This is a genomic window from Martelella alba (assembly GCF_006516955.1).
In the GTDB taxonomy this organism is placed as follows: Bacteria; Pseudomonadota; Alphaproteobacteria; order Rhizobiales; family Rhizobiaceae; genus Martelella; species Martelella alba.
The window spans coordinates 15360-29691 of sequence record NZ_VHLG01000012.1; the positions used below are offsets into that span (position 1 = coordinate 15360).

Annotated in this window: 12 protein-coding genes; 10 read left to right on the plus strand and 2 right to left on the minus strand. The window is 59.6% G+C overall.

The features are described 5' to 3' along the window. Nucleotides 1-56 precede the first annotated feature (56 nt). Together FJU08_RS16570 and FJU08_RS16575 are read left to right on the plus strand one after the other, a co-directional pair. A complete protein-coding gene (locus FJU08_RS16570) occupies nt 57-1853 on the plus strand; it encodes an ABC transporter ATP-binding protein (RefSeq protein WP_141150150.1) in 1797 nt (598 codons plus the stop codon). Then, the gene (locus FJU08_RS16575; RefSeq protein ID WP_141150151.1) at nt 1850-3703 is read left to right on the plus strand and encodes an ABC transporter ATP-binding protein; all 1854 of its coding nucleotides are present in this window, start codon (nt 1850-1852) and stop codon (nt 3701-3703) included. Before FJU08_RS16570 ends, FJU08_RS16575 begins: the two co-directional genes overlap by 4 nt. On the opposite strand, the gene FJU08_RS16580 is transcribed toward FJU08_RS16575, so the two are convergent. After that, a complete protein-coding gene (locus tag FJU08_RS16580) occupies nt 3704-4300 on the minus strand; it encodes a nitroreductase family protein (protein WP_141150152.1) in 597 nt (198 codons plus the stop codon). 277 nt (nt 4301-4577) lie between these two features. Here FJU08_RS16580 and FJU08_RS16585 point away from each other — a divergent pair, with 277 nt between their 5' ends. The 8 genes from FJU08_RS16585 to FJU08_RS16620 all read left to right on the plus strand — a co-directional run bounded on the left by FJU08_RS16585 (nt 4578) and on the right by FJU08_RS16620 (nt 11645). Then, nucleotides 4578-5003: a DUF2852 domain-containing protein gene (locus FJU08_RS16585; RefSeq protein WP_141150153.1), complete on the plus strand. Its 426-nt coding sequence runs from the start codon at nt 4578-4580 to the stop codon at nt 5001-5003. Between the two features lie 199 nt (nt 5004-5202). Next, nucleotides 5203-5937, plus strand: coding sequence for a M48 family metallopeptidase (locus tag FJU08_RS16590; RefSeq protein WP_235890760.1), 735 nt, complete (start codon nt 5203-5205; stop codon nt 5935-5937). A 44-nt stretch (nt 5938-5981) separates the two neighbouring features. Continuing rightward, nucleotides 5982-6647, plus strand: coding sequence for a phosphoribosylanthranilate isomerase (locus FJU08_RS16595; protein WP_141150154.1), 666 nt, complete (start codon nt 5982-5984; stop codon nt 6645-6647). Between the two features lie 16 nt (nt 6648-6663). Beyond that, a complete protein-coding gene (gene trpB, locus FJU08_RS16600; protein ID WP_141150155.1) occupies nt 6664-7884 on the plus strand; it encodes a tryptophan synthase subunit beta in 1221 nt (406 codons plus the stop codon). Between the two features lie 3 nt (nt 7885-7887). Then, nucleotides 7888-8190, plus strand: a complete 303-nt coding sequence (locus tag FJU08_RS16605) for a hypothetical protein (protein WP_141150156.1) — start codon at nt 7888-7890, stop codon at nt 8188-8190. A gap of 98 nt (nt 8191-8288) precedes the next feature. After that, the gene (gene trpA, locus FJU08_RS16610; RefSeq protein WP_141150157.1) at nt 8289-9128 is read left to right on the plus strand and encodes a tryptophan synthase subunit alpha; all 840 of its coding nucleotides are present in this window, start codon (nt 8289-8291) and stop codon (nt 9126-9128) included. Between the two features lie 136 nt (nt 9129-9264). Beyond that, a complete protein-coding gene (gene accD / locus FJU08_RS16615) occupies nt 9265-10185 on the plus strand; it encodes an acetyl-CoA carboxylase, carboxyltransferase subunit beta (RefSeq protein WP_141150158.1) in 921 nt (306 codons plus the stop codon). Between the two features lie 116 nt (nt 10186-10301). Then, a complete protein-coding gene (locus FJU08_RS16620) occupies nt 10302-11645 on the plus strand; it encodes a bifunctional folylpolyglutamate synthase/dihydrofolate synthase (RefSeq protein WP_141150159.1) in 1344 nt (447 codons plus the stop codon). Between the two features lie 81 nt (nt 11646-11726). Here the strand turns inward: FJU08_RS16620 and gyrB are convergent, their stop codons facing one another. Continuing rightward, nucleotides 11727-14192, minus strand: coding sequence for a DNA topoisomerase (ATP-hydrolyzing) subunit B (gene gyrB, locus FJU08_RS16625; RefSeq protein WP_141150160.1), 2466 nt, complete (start codon nt 14190-14192; stop codon nt 11727-11729). Nucleotides 14193-14332 lie beyond the last annotated feature (140 nt).

Consider the following 14332-nt stretch of genomic DNA (forward strand, 5'->3'; position numbering starts at 1 on the left):
TGAATTACACAGACTTGAGATATCGTCACTTCGCACGCCACCACGACCGGTTTTCCATGACAGACAATAACGCGCTTCTCCGCGCCGATACGCTTGCCGCGTCGGCCCAAGACACCGAACAGCCGAACAGCCTGAAGACGATCTTCAGACCCTATCTTCCGCTGGTACTGGTGCTGTTTGTCTGCCAGATCGGTCAGGCCGCGGCGATGCTGATGCTGCCGAACCTCTCCGCCGACGTGATCGACAAGGGCATTCTCGCCGATGATGTGCCGCATATTTTCCGCGTTGGCGGCATCATGCTTGCCGCAGCCGTCATCCAGCTGATCCTGAGCGCCGCGGGCGTTGCCATTGCCGCCCATATAGCCATGAGCGTCGGCCGCGACATCCGCCGCGCGCTGTTTTTCCGGGTCCAGAGCTTTTCGCTTGCCGAGCTGAACGGCTTTTCCATTCCCTCGCTGATTACCCGCAACACCAATGATGTGCAGCAGCTGCAGAACATGCTGGTCATGCTTCTGACCATGATCATGATCGCCCCGATCATCGGTTTCGGCGCTGCGATCATGGCGGTGCGCCAGGATGCCTCGCTGTCGCTGCTGCTGCTCGTCAGTGTTCCGGTCCTGATCATCACGGTCGGTCTGATCCTCGGCCGCACTTTGCCGCTCTTCTCCCGCATGCAGGGCCAGATTGACCGGGTCAATGCGGTGCTGCGCGAACAGATTGACGGATTGCGGGTGATCCGCGCCTTTGTCCGCGACGAAACCGAGCAGCAGCGCTTTGCCACCGCCAATGATGCGCTGACCGGCACGGCGCTGAAAACCGGACGGCTGATGGCGCTCAATATGCCAGCCGTCGTCCTGGTGCTGCAGATGACCTCGGTTGCCGTTGTCTGGTTCGGGGCAGGGCGGATCGGCGCTGGCGCCATGCCGGTCGGTGCGCTGGTGGCGTTCCTGTCCTATATCGTCCAGATCATGATCTCGGTGATGATCGCCTCGATGCTGTTCGCCTTCGCACCGCGCGCACTGGTCTCCGCCCGGCGCATTTCCGCCGTGCTGTCGGTCGAACCGGAAATCCGCGCACCGGCCGTGATCCGCCATCCGCCCGCCAATACCCCGCTTTCGCTCAGCATCAATGCCGTCGACTTCGGCTATCCGGGTGCCGAACGCAGCGTTCTCAGCGATATTTCCTTCTCGCTCGAACCCGGCGAGACGGTTGGCATTATCGGTTCGACCGGATCCGGCAAATCGACGCTGATCAACCTGATCCCGCGTCTTTACGATGTCAGTGGCGGCAGCGTGACAATTGGTGGCGTTGATGTGCGCGACCGCGATCCGGATCTTTTGCGCCACGATATCGGCCTCGTGCCGCAAAAGGCCTTTCTGTTTTCCGGCACCATCGCCTCCAATCTGCGCTTCGGTGCGGCCGAGGCAAGCGATGACGACCTCTGGCATGCGCTGGAAATTGCCCAGGCGCGCGATTTTGTCGAAAACCTGCCCGATCGCCTTGATGCACCGGTGGCACAGGGCGGCGACAATTTTTCCGGCGGACAGCGCCAGCGCCTCACCATTGCCCGCGCCCTTGCCGCGAAGCCGAAAATCTATCTTTTCGACGACAGTTTCTCCGCGCTCGACTATGCCACCGACCGGCGGCTGCGAACCGCGCTGGGGCCTGAAACCCGCAATGCGGCAACGCTGATTGTCGGGCAGCGCGTCGCAACACTGCAAAATGCCGATCGGATCATTGTTCTCGACAATGGCCATATTGCCGGAATTGGCGGACATGAGGAACTGATGCGCACAACCCCGGCCTATACCGAGATCGTCGCCTCCCAGACACGCCGGGAGGGCGAGGAATGAGCGATAAACGCAACAATACGCAAAATCCGCCGGTCATTCCCCGTCGCGGCCCGCCCGGTGCGGCCATGCATGCCTCCGGCGGCAAGCCGAAGAATACCGGCGCGGCGCTGAAGCGGACGACGGCCTTCCTGCTGCAATCCAGGCTGAAGCTTGGTCTTGCCATTGTCATGACCGCTATCGCCGTAACGCTTTCGACCCTTGGCCCCTGGCAGCTTGGCAAGGCGACCGATCTGGTGGTCAGCTCCATGCTTGCGACGGGAACGGTCGATTTTGCCGGCATTGCCGTCCATCTTGTCATTGTCGCCATTCTCTATCTCGGCGCCTCGGCGCTCAACTGGCGCCAGGCCTGGCTGATCAATGATGTTGTCCAGTCGCTGAGCCGCAATCTGCGCCAGCAGGCGGAAAACAAGCTGTCGCGCCTGCCATTGTCCTGGTTTGACCGCCAGCCCCACGGCGAGGTTTTGAGCCGTGTCACAAATGATATCGACAATATCACCCAGAGCCTGCAGCAGCTGATGAGCCAGCTGCTGATGGCGACGCTGACACTGATCGGCGTGATCGTCATGATGCTGATCCTTTCGCCCATGGTCGCTCTGGTCGCCCTTGCAGCCCTTGCCCTTGCCGTTGTCATCACCAGAGTTCTGGCGCGCCGCGCCCAGCCGGGCTTTGCCGGCCAGTGGCGCTATACCGGCGAGCTCAATGCCGAGGTGGAAGAAGCCTTTACCGGCCACACACTGGTGCAGGTTTTCGGTCATCGCCGCCGCACCGAGGCGCGTTTCGAAAAAGCCAATCAGGCGCTGAAAGATCACGCGTTCCGCGCCCAGCTGATTGCCGGCGTGATCCAGCCGGTGAGCATGCTGGTCTCCAACCTTGCCTTCATCACCGTGGTCATTTTCGGCGCCCTGCGTGTGGTGGCGGGCGCCTTTTCCGTCGGCGAATTGCAGGCTTTCATTCAATATATCCGCCAGACCGGCCAGCCGATCCAGCAGGTCGCCGGCATGGCAACCCTGGTGCAATCCGGCCTTGCCTCGGCAGAACGGGTTTTCGAACTGCTGGACATGGATGAAATGCCGCCCGAGACAGACGCGCTTGCAGCGCCTGAAAAGCCAAAAGGCCATGTCCGCTTCGAACATGTTCGCTTCCGCTACGAGCAGGACAAGCCGCTGTTCGAGGATGTGTCGCTGGAGGCATTGCCAGGCCAGACGGTTGCCATTGTCGGCCCGACGGGAGCCGGCAAGACAACACTGGTCAATCTTCTGATGCGGTTCTACGAGGTCGATGGCGGGCGGATCCTGCTTGACGGCATCGATACGGCGAAAATCGCCAAGCCGGCGCTCAGACGCCAGTTCGGCATGGTGCTGCAGGATTCCTGGCTGTTTTCCGGCACGCTGAAGGACAATATCGCCTATGGCCGCCCCGATGCCAGCGATGATGAAATCCTTGAGGCCGCAAAAGCCTGCCATGTCGATGGTTTCGCCAGCCTGCTTCCCGATGGCTATGCCACAGTGATGGACGAGACCGGCGGCGCCTTGAGCGCCGGGCAGAAACAGCTGGTGACGATTGCCCGAGCCTTTTTGATGCGCCCCGCCGTGCTGATCCTCGATGAGGCAACGAGCTCGGTGGATTCCCGCACCGAGCTTCTGGTGCAGCAGGCCATGAACCGCCTGCGCGCCGGACGCACCTCATTCGTCATCGCCCACCGGCTTTCCACCATCCGTGACGCCGATGTGATTGCCTATATGGAGGGCGGCAATGTGGTGGAAAAGGGCAATCACAGCGCCTTGCTGGCGGCAAAGGGACGCTATTTCCGCCTTTACCGCTCGCAGTTCGAACGCGCCGAGATGGCCTGATCAATCCAAAATGATCCGGCCTTCGGCTGCGACTTCGCCAAGCGCCTTTCGATTGCTCGGCACCTCGCGGGCCTGCAGCTTTTCCGGCAGCGCCGTGACCGGGCCAAGCTTGCCGACGGCGAAAGCCATGTTGACGCTATAATCGTCGGAAAGCTTGAGATATGCGGCAATCGCATCCTTCAAGATGCCGCCCATGCCATGGGTCTCATAGCCCATCATCTTGGCCTGCATTGCCGCCATGCCCCAGGCACAGCCGGAATCGAAGGCATGGGTGGCAAGCGGCGTCGCTAGACCCTCATGATTGATATAGGCCTTCTTCGAGACGACAAAGACCAGCGCTGAAGCCCTTGAGGCCCAGACACGGTTTCCCTCCATCAGCAATTCGACGGCATCGGCAAAAAGCGGCGTGCCCTGCCGGAACCAGGCAAAGCGCCAGGGCTGATGATTGCTGGCCGACGGTGCCCAGTGGGCAGCATCAAGTACCGTCGACAGATCCGCCTCCGGCATCGTCTCGCCATTGAAGGCACGCGGCGCCCAGCGGTTGAGAAACAACGGGTCGATCGGATGTTCTGAAATGCGGTGATTGCTCTCGGTCATGACAAGCGACTTTCGTGAATGAAAATTAACGAAGGCGAAGCTGGAGTTTAAAAACGCCGTTTCAGGCGCCCGGAAAGACAAGTCAGCATGGCCAAACAGATGAAGCACACATTGATTCCACGTCAAGGCTAAAATGCGAGCCCATTTTCGCCTATTTTCCTCGCTAGATCTGGAAGCAGACGAAATTGACCGCGTTTGGCTTGAAGCTGATCTCGATCATCCCCAGTTAAAGCTTGTAGGCGGTAGATGCCGCCCCATGCAACCGAGGAAGAGTGAGATGAACGAAACGGCATTGCTACGTCCGGCATGGACCCCGCTGACCATCGCATTGATGGTGATCGGTTTTGTGGTGTTCTGGCCTCTGGGGCTGGTCATGCTTGCCTATATCATCTGGGGAGATCGCTTTTATCGCCCGGGTGATGACTTCAGCCAGACCTCGCGTCGGGCTTTCAGAGCCTGCAAGCGTCGCATGCGCGGCGGTGCAAGCGGACCGACAGCAAAAAACAGCGGCAACAGCGCCTTCGACGAATGGCGCCGTGCTGAAATGGAGCGCATCGAAGAAGAGCGTCGCAAGCTCGACGAGATGCATGCAGAATTTGATGACTATATGCGGGAGCTGAGAAAAGCACGCGACCGCGAGGAATTCGACCGCTTCATGAATGCCAGAAAGGCACGTGAAACGGGACAAAATGGTAGCTTATAACAACAATAATCCCCTCATAATGACCTCCAAAACCGGCTGATATCTCTATCCCTGCGAGATATCAGCCTTTTCTTTGCTCGCAGTTTTCAACATGTCATAAATCAGTGCGGCGGTGGAGCTGCGCCGGAATATTTTCCCTTTTGCAGAAATTGCTCTATTGATTGCGTGAAGAAGCCATCGCGAGAAAGGGCGGCTTTCCGTGGCAAAGGTTCCAGAAAAAACCCGGGCGCTCAGCGTCAACGGCCGTGAGGTTCCGCTGACCGTGCGGACAAACCGGCGCGCCCGGCGCATGACACTTAAAATTGAACCCGGTGGCTATGCGCTCAGCCTGACCCTACCGCCGGGCCTTGCGCGCCGCGAGGTCGAAGCTTTTCTGGAACGCCATCATGACTGGCTGGCTGAAAGGCTGCAGCGCTTTCCCGGCGATGATGGTGTGGTCGGCGAGGGCAGTATCGTGCCGATTGCAGGAGAACGTCATCGGATCTGTCACACCGGCAAGCTGCGCGGACTGACGGAAGCGGTCTCCGAAGGTGGCGAACGGCTGTTGCGCGTTTCCGGCCCTGAAGAGGCGATTGGCCGCCGGGTTGCCGATTATCTGAAAAAGGAAGCCCGTCGCGAAATCACCGAACGGGTGAAAATTCACGCAGCGGCAAGCGGAAAGCGCTTTGCCACAATCAGCTTCAAGGATACCAGAAGCCGCTGGGGTTCCTGTTCGGCGCGCGGGAACCTGAATTTCTCCTGGCGTATCGCCATGGCGCCGCCACATGTGATTGACTATCTTGCCGCCCATGAAGTGGCGCATCTGACCGAGATGAACCACGGTCCGCGCTTCTGGGCATTATGCGAAAGCCTGTGCCCGGATACAGCCTCGGCACGGGGCTGGCTGAAGGAACGCGGCACATTTCTGCATGCGCTGCGCTTCGAGGCATCGTGACAACATATGGACGAACCGGGACAGGCCCGGCCATGGACAGGGACATGAAACGACCGGACATCAAGATTTGCGGATTGAGCACAGAGGCGGCGATCGACCAGGTGATCGCCCGCCATGCCAGCTATGTGGGCTTCATCTTCTTTGAAAAAAGCCCGCGCCATGTGGAACCGGATATTGCCGGAAGGCTGATCGAACATGTGCGCGGCCGGGCAAAGACCGTTGCCGTGACCGTCAATGCCGATAACGAGCTTCTCGAAGAAATCGTTTATGCCGCACGGCCCGACTTTCTCCAGCTTCACGGCAATGAAAGCCCCGAGCGCGTGCTGACCGTCAAGGCCCTGTTCGGCCTGCCGGTGATCAAGGCCTTTTCCATCCGCACGGCCGATGATTTGATGTTCGTCAAAGAATATGATGGTATCGCCGACAAGGTTCTTTTCGATGCGAAACCGCCGAAAGGTGCCGATCTGCCGGGCGGCAACGGGGTTTCCTTCGATTGGCGCTTGCTAGAGGGGCTTTCGGAGAATATCGACTATTTCCTGTCCGGCGGACTAAACGCCGACAATGTGGCGGAAGCCTTGACGCGCACCGGCGCGCGGGCGCTGGATGTTTCCTCGGGCGTGGAAAGCGCGCCCGGCGTGAAGGATCCGGCCCGCATTGATGCTTTTTTTGATGCCGTGGACAAGGCGGTCGCCCGCCCCGCAACGGCCTGATGGAATGGAGATGACCTTGAACGAGAGCCCGAAACCGAACTCCTTCCGCACCGGTCCCGATGATTTCGGGATGTTCGGCATTTTCGGAGGCCGCTTCGTCGCCGAAACGCTGATGCCGGTGATCCTTGATCTTCAGGCCGAATGGGAAAAGGCCAAGAACGATCCGGAATTCAAGGCCGAGCTGGAAAGCCTCGCCAAGCACTATACCGGCCGTCCAAGCCCGCTCTATCATGCTGAGCGTCTTTCAGCCCATCTCGGCGGCGCGAAGATCTATTTCAAGCGCGAGGAGCTGAACCATACCGGCTCGCACAAGATCAACAACTGCCTTGGCCAGATCCTGCTTGCCAAGCGCATGGGTAAGACCCGGATCATTGCCGAGACCGGCGCTGGCCAGCACGGCGTGGCATCGGCCACCGTCACGGCCCGTTTCGGCTACCCCTGCGTCGTCTATATGGGGGCGACCGATGTTGCCCGTCAGGCACCGAATGTGTTCCGCATGAAGCTGCTTGGCGCCGAGGTGAACGCGGTTTCGGCCGGCCACGGCACGCTGAAGGACGCCATGAACGAGGCGATGCGTGACTGGGTCACCAATGTCGACAGCACCTATTACATGATCGGTACGGCTGCCGGACCGCACCCCTATCCGGAAATGGTGCGCGACTTCCAGTCGGTGATCGGCACGGAAGCCCGCAAGCAGATCCTCGAAGCGGAAGGCCGACTGCCCGATATGGTGATTGCAGCTGTTGGCGGCGGATCCAACGCCATCGGCATCTTCCATCCCTTCCTTGATGATGAAAGCGTTCAGATCGTTGGCGTGGAAGCCGGCGGGCTCGGCCTTTCAGGTGACGAACACTGCGCATCGCTGACGGCGGGTTCGCCCGGCGTGCTGCATGGCAACCGCACCTATCTGCTGCAGGACGGCGATGGCCAGATCAAGGAAGGCCATTCGATTTCGGCCGGCCTTGACTATCCGGGCATCGGACCGGAACATTCCTGGCTCAACGATATCGGGCGCGTCAATTATGTGCCGATCATGGACGATGAAGCGGTGGAGGCCTTTCAGCTGATGACCCGGCTTGAGGGTATTATTCCGGCGCTGGAATCAAGCCATGCCATTGCCGAGGCGATCAAGCGCGCGCCGAAGATGGGCAAGGACGAAATCATTGTGGTCAATCTTTCCGGTCGCGGCGACAAGGACGTGCCGACCATCGGAAAGATGATGGGGATGGATATGTAAGATATGGCCAAGATTGACCGGACCGAAGATGTCGAAGAGATCGCGGATCTCGCCGAAGCCGTGGTGGAGCTTCTGGAAGAGGAGGGGGATCCTGATGCACCTGATCTCGACCAGGTGATCCTGGATGCTCTGGCGCGACAGAATGTTTTCAACGTCGAGGTCGTATCGGCCATGGCAGCATTGTCGGCCGGCAAGCTTGGCCAGAGCCAGTTTGACGCTCTGACCAAGGAAATGCGCCAGGTCCACCAGGCTGTCATGGATGCGGTCTCACTCTGGGCCGAAACCAAAGGCGCTGAAGACGACTGATCGGCCCTTTGGCACCGCGGGCAGGCACCGGCGGCATTGGGGTCGGAACAAACATATGATGGAACCGTTCAGGCCGAACGGATGCCGTGGAGACTAGCATGACTGAACGTATGGAAAAAAGGTTTGCCGATCTGAAGGCTGAAGGCCGTCCGGCGCTGATCACCTATTTCATGGGCGGTGATCCCGATTTCGACACTTCGCTCGCCATCATGAAGGCCCTGCCCGGCGCCGGCGCCGATGTTATCGAACTCGGCATGCCCTTTTCCGATCCCATGGCCGATGGCCCGGCGATCCAGCTTGCAGGCCTCAGAGCGCTGAAAGCGGGCCAGACGCTGAAGAAGACACTGGAACTGGCACGGCAATTCCGCAAAGACGACCAGAAAACCCCGATCGTGATGATGGGCTATTACAACCCCATCTACATCTATGGCGTCGAGGCCTTTGTCGAGGATGCGCTTGAAGCCGGGATTGACGGCCTGATCGTTGTCGATCTGCCGACGGAAATGGACAGCGAATTGTGCATTCCGGCCCTCGGCAAGGGATTGAACTTCATTCGCCTGACCACGCCGACCACGGATGGCAAGCGGCTTCCGGTCGTGCTCAACAACACGTCGGGTTTTGTCTATTATGTCTCGATGAACGGCATTACCGGTTCGGCACTGCCCGATCCATCCGTCGTCGGCGAGGCAGTGGAACGCATCAAGGCGCACACCGAACTGCCGGTCTGCGTCGGCTTCGGCGTCAAGACGGCTGAACATGCACGCCTGATCGGCGCCGTGGCTGACGGCGTTGTCGTTGGCACGGCGGTGGTCAATCAGATCGCCGGAAGCCTGGGCGAAAACAACACCGCCGGCCCCGATACGGTTGCTGCCGTCACCACCTTCGTCAAGGGGCTGGCAAGCGGTGTTCGCGACGCCCGCCTTGCGGCGGCCGAATAAATCTGGCACAGGGCAGGCCAAGAATATCTTACGCGAAGGGAAAATCCCTTTGCCGCGATATGCCCGATAAAGGTTCCGATGGGGACGCCTGCATCAAAGCGCGGCCTCAACAGGGAACAAAAAGGAGGTTCTTGTGGTGAACTGGATTACAAATTACGTGCGCCCGCGGATCAATTCCATGCTGGGCCGGCGCGAGGTTCCCGAGAATTTGTGGATCAAATGTCCCGAAACCGGGGCCATGGTCTTTCATACCGATCTGGAAGAGAACAAATGGGTCATCCCGTCCTCCGGCTATCATATGAAGATGCCGGCCAAGGCACGTCTGACCGACCTGTTCGATGGCGGTGATTTTGAGGCGCTGCCGCAGCCCAAGGTGGCGCAGGACCCGCTGAAATTCCGCGATTCCAAGAAATATGCCGACCGGCTGAAGGAAAACCGCGCAAAGGCCGATCAGGAAGACACGATCCTGTCCGGTTTCGGCACGGTCCATGGCCTGCCTATGGTCGCCGTCGTACATGAATTCAACTTTCTTGCCGGATCGCTCGGCATGGCCGCAGGCGAGGCGATCATCGCCGCCTTTGAACGTGCGCTTTCGGAAAAATGCCCGCTGGTGATCTTCCCGGCATCAGGCGGCGCGCGCATGCAGGAAGGTATTCTGTCGCTGATGCAGATGGCCCGCACCACGGTCATGGTCGAAAAGATGCGCGAGGCGGGACTGCCCTATATCGTCGTGCTGACCAACCCGACCACTGGCGGCGTCACGGCATCCTATGCCATGCTCGGTGATATTCACATTTCCGAACCCGGCGCGATGATCGGTTTTGCCGGCCGCCGCGTGATCGAGCAGACGATCCGCGAGCAGCTGCCCGATGGTTTCCAGACCGCTGAATATCTGCTGGATCACGGCATGGTCGACATGGTCGTCAAGCGTCACGACATTCCCGAGACGCTGGCTCGCACGCTGAAGATCCTGACCCACAGCCCGGCGCCCGGCGTGCCGAGCCTGATCGAACCGCCGAAGCCGACATCGCCGGGTGAAGAAGCCGACGCTGCCTGAAGAACACAAACAATAAGAAGGGCCGCTTGGCTCCAGGCTCTTGTGACAAACAGCCGTTCAGCGGCTGTTTTCGATCACACTCACCGGGTCAGGCGCTTTTGAAAAGCGGAAACACCATGGATAACCAGTCGTTCGGCGAAGCCGAACAGGTGATCGAACATTTGATGCAGCTGCATCCCAAAGGTTTCGATCTGTCGCTTGACCGCATTCGCGTACTTCTGGAGAAGCTCGGCAACCCGCATCTGAAGCTGCCGCCGGTGATCCATATCGCCGGTACCAATGGCAAGGGCTCGACAACCGCCTTCTGCCGGGCGCTTCTGGAAGCCTCCGGTCTCTCCGTTCATGTTCATTCTTCGCCGCATCTGGTGCACTGGCACGAACGGTTCCGCATCGGCGGTCCGGATGGCACCAGCAGCTATGTCGATGACATGCTTCTGGCGGAGACACTGCGCAAGGTCGAAGCCGCCAATGGCGGCGCCAAGGCCACCGTATTCGAACTACTGACGGCGGCCACCTTCGTGCTTTTCGCCGATATTCCCGCCGATGCCGTGATCCTCGAAGTCGGACTTGGCGGCCGTTTTGACGCCACCAACATCATCGAAAAGCCGATGGTTTCCGTGGTTATGCCGATCTCGCTCGACCATCAGGCCTATCTCGGCGACCGCGTTGAACTGATCGCTGCCGAAAAGGCCGGCATCATGAAACCGGGCGTTCCGGTGGTCATCGGCCAGCAGGAATTTGAAGCCGCCGAGGAAGTGCTGATTGCCACCGCTGACCGTCTCGGTTGCCCGCTGCATGTCTATGCGCAGGACTTCTCCGCCCATGAGGAACATGGCCGGCTGGTTTATCAGGATGGCGACGGATTGATGGATCTGCCGTTGCCGGTCCTGCCCGGCCGTCACCAATATGCCAACGCCGCCGCCGCTATTGCCGCCGTCAAGGCCGGTGGTTTTCCGATCGATGAAAAGGCGGCCGAAATCGCAATGCGTTCTGTCTTCTGGCCGGCGCGCCTGCAACGGCTCACCGAAGGCAAGCTGTTCGACCTGGCGCCTGAAGGGGCCGAAGTCTGGCTTGACGGCGGCCATAATCCCGGCGCCGGCGAGGTGATTGCCGAGGCGCTGGCGAATTTCGAGGAACGCGACCCGCGGCCACTCTATCTGATTATCGGCATGATCAACACCAAGGACCCGTTCGGCTATTTCGAGCATTTCACCGGTCTCGCCCATTATGTCTATTGCGCACCGATCCGTGGAACCGAAGCCTTTATCGATCCGGTGGCGCTGGCATCATCAGCCGCCGATGCCGGACTGTCGGCCGAGCCCGTTTCCTCAATTACAGAAGCGCTGGAAGCCATCCAGCTACGGGCCCGCAAGGACGACCGCCCGCCCCGCATCATGATCGGCGGCTCGCTCTATTTCGCCGGCAATGCATTGGCAGAAAATGGCACGCCACCGCTTTGATGCGGCCTTTTGGAATGACGATGTGAAAAAGGCGGCTCGCTTGAGCCGCCTTTTTATTTCAAGCCCGAAACATGAGCCGGATCAGATATCGAGATTGGCCACCGAAAGCGCGTTGTCCTGAATGAATTCGCGGCGCGGTTCAACCTCATCGCCCATCAGGCGTGAGAACAGACCATCAGCGCCGGTCGCATCGGAAACCTTGACCTGGAGCAGCGAGCGGACATTCGGATCCATCGTGGTTTCCCACAGCTGCTCGGCATTCATCTCGCCAAGACCTTTATAGCGCTGCATCGTCAGGCCCTTGCGGCCAGCTTCAAACACCGCTTCCAGCAGGGCGCGCGGACCGTGAAGCACGGTTTCATCCGTCTTGCGCACCAGAACCGGCGGCGTGCCGAACACCTCGTGGAAACGCGGCTGCAGCTGATCGATATAGCGGGCATCGGCCGAACCGATCAGCGCCATGTCGAGAACGGCGACTTCCTTGACGCCGCGTACGGTGCGCTCGAAGCGAAGCCCGCCGTCATCGCGGACACTGCCTTCCCAGCCACGCTCGGTTTCCTCGGCGATCACATCGAGCCTGCGGGCAACATCCTCTGCCAGCCGTTCGGCTTCTGCCTGATCGGAGACACGCTCGGCATTGAGCGCACCGGCAATGGCGGCCTGTTCGACAACGCTGCGGTCATAACGCGAATGCAGGCCTTCCATCAGGTTGCGCAGACGGATCGCATCGATGATCTGCCGGCGCAGATCCTCACCCATGCGTACTTCGCCATTGGCGAGCTTCAGCGAGGCTTCTTCCAGACCCTGGCCGATCAGATAATCTTCCAGCGCCTGCTCGTTTTTCAGATACTGAACCGACTTGCCGCGCGACACCTTATAGAGCGGCGGCTGGGCGATATAGATATGCCCGCGTTCGATCAGTTCCGGCATCTGGCGGAAGAAGAAGGTCAGAAGCAGGGTGCGGATATGGGCGCCGTCGACGTCAGCATCGGTCATGATGATGATCTTGTGATAACGCAGCTTGTCCGGGTTGAACTCATCCTTGCCGATGCCCGTGCCGAAAGCGGTAATCATCGTGCCGATTTCCTGGCTCGACAGCATCTTGTCGAAACGGGCCTTCTCGACATTGAGGATCTTGCCGCGCAGCGGCAGAATGGCCTGCGTCTCGCGCGAACGCCCCTGCTTGGCAGACCCGCCAGCCGAATCACCCTCGACGAGGACGATTTCGCATTTGGAGGGATCGCGGTTAGAGCAATCGGCAAGCTTGCCGGGCAGGGAGGCGATATCAAGCGCACCCTTGCGGCGGGTGAGTTCACGTGCGCGGCGCGCAGCCTCACGCGCAGCGGCGGCTTCGGCCACCTTGGAAACCAGGATCTTGGCCTCGCTCGGATGTTCTTCGAGCCACTGGCCAAGCGCCTCGTTGACGCAGCTTTCGACCACGGGACGCACCTCGGAGGAGACCAGCTTGTCCTTGGTCTGCGAGGAAAACTTCGGATCCGGCACCTTGACCGACAAAACGGCCGTCAGGCCTTCGCGGCAGTCGTCACCGGTCAGCGACACCTTTTCCTTCTTCAGGATACCGGAGGTCTCGGCATAGGAGACCACCTGGCGCGTCAGCGCACCGCGGAAGCCGGCCATATGGGTGCCGCCATCGCGCTGGGGAATGTTGTTGGTGAAGCAGAGCACGTTTTCGTGGTAGCTGTCATTCCACCACATCGAGACTTCGACCGTGATGCCGTCACGCTCAGCTGCAATCGAAATCGGTTCGGCCACCAGCGGCTTTTTCGACTTGTCGAGATATTTGACGAAAGCGGTCAGACCGCCGTCATAATGCATTTCCTTCGACTGCTCTTCCGAATGGCGATTGTCGACCAGAAGAATGCGGACACCGGAATTGAGGAAGGCGAGTTCGTGGAGGCGCTTTTCCAGCGTGTCATAATCGAACTCGGTCCTGGTGAAAGTTTCCGGACTGGGCAGGAAGGTGATTTCGGTCCCGCTGCGTCCCTCATAGGTGTTTTCGGCTTCAGGATTCGGCGTATAGCTGCCCACCACCGCAAGCGGTGCATCCGGCACACCATGGGTGAAACGCATCTCATGGATCTGGCCATCACGGCAGATCCTCAGCTTCAGCCAGCTCGAAAGCGCATTGACGACCGAAACGCCAACGCCGTGCAGTCCGCCCGAGACCTTGTAGGAATTCTGGTCGAATTTACCGCCGGCATGCAGCTGCGTCATGATCACTTCGGCAGCCGAAACACCTTCACCCTGATGGATGTTGGTCGGAATCCCGCGGCCATTGTCGATCACCGTACAGGAACCGTCTGCGTTGAGCCGTACGGTCACAAGATCAGCATGACCGGCGAGCGCCTCGTCGATTGCATTGTCGACAGCCTCATAGATCATGTGATGCAGACCCGAGCCGTCATCCGTATCGCCGATATACATGCCGGGCCGCTTGCGAACTGCATCGAGGCCTTTCAGCACCTTGATCGAATCGGCGTCGTAGGCGGCGGGTTCGCCACCGGACTTCTCTGGGGTTTCGGTCATGAACTGGTCTTTCCAAACTTGACGAGTGATCGGTGCGTTGTCGCACCGAATCACGGCAATTTTCAGCAGCCACTCTAGGTCAAAAGCGCCTTTGGCTCAAATCGCCACAGACCCTTTTATCGCTGAAATATGGGTATTCC

Bases quoted from the DNA above. Each gene is read 5' to 3' on its own strand.
- FJU08_RS16575 (WP_141150151.1), top strand. From the start codon at position 1,850: ATGAGCGATAAACGCAACAATACGCAAAATCCGCCGGTCATTCCCCGT.
- FJU08_RS16620 (WP_141150159.1), top strand. From the start codon at position 10,302: ATGGATAACCAGTCGTTCGGCGAAGCCGAACAGGTGATCGAACATTTG.
- gyrB (WP_141150160.1), bottom strand. From the start codon at position 14,192: ATGACCGAAACCCCAGAGAAGTCCGGTGGCGAACCCGCCGCCTACGAC.
- FJU08_RS16595 (WP_141150154.1), top strand. From the start codon at position 5,982: ATGAAACGACCGGACATCAAGATTTGCGGATTGAGCACAGAGGCGGCG.
- FJU08_RS16585 (WP_141150153.1), top strand. From the start codon at position 4,578: ATGAACGAAACGGCATTGCTACGTCCGGCATGGACCCCGCTGACCATC.
- trpA (WP_141150157.1), top strand. From the start codon at position 8,289: ATGACTGAACGTATGGAAAAAAGGTTTGCCGATCTGAAGGCTGAAGGC.
- FJU08_RS16580 (WP_141150152.1), bottom strand. From the start codon at position 4,300: ATGACCGAGAGCAATCACCGCATTTCAGAACATCCGATCGACCCGTTG.
- FJU08_RS16605 (WP_141150156.1), top strand. From the start codon at position 7,888: ATGGCCAAGATTGACCGGACCGAAGATGTCGAAGAGATCGCGGATCTC.
- FJU08_RS16570 (WP_141150150.1), top strand. From the start codon at position 57: ATGACAGACAATAACGCGCTTCTCCGCGCCGATACGCTTGCCGCGTCG.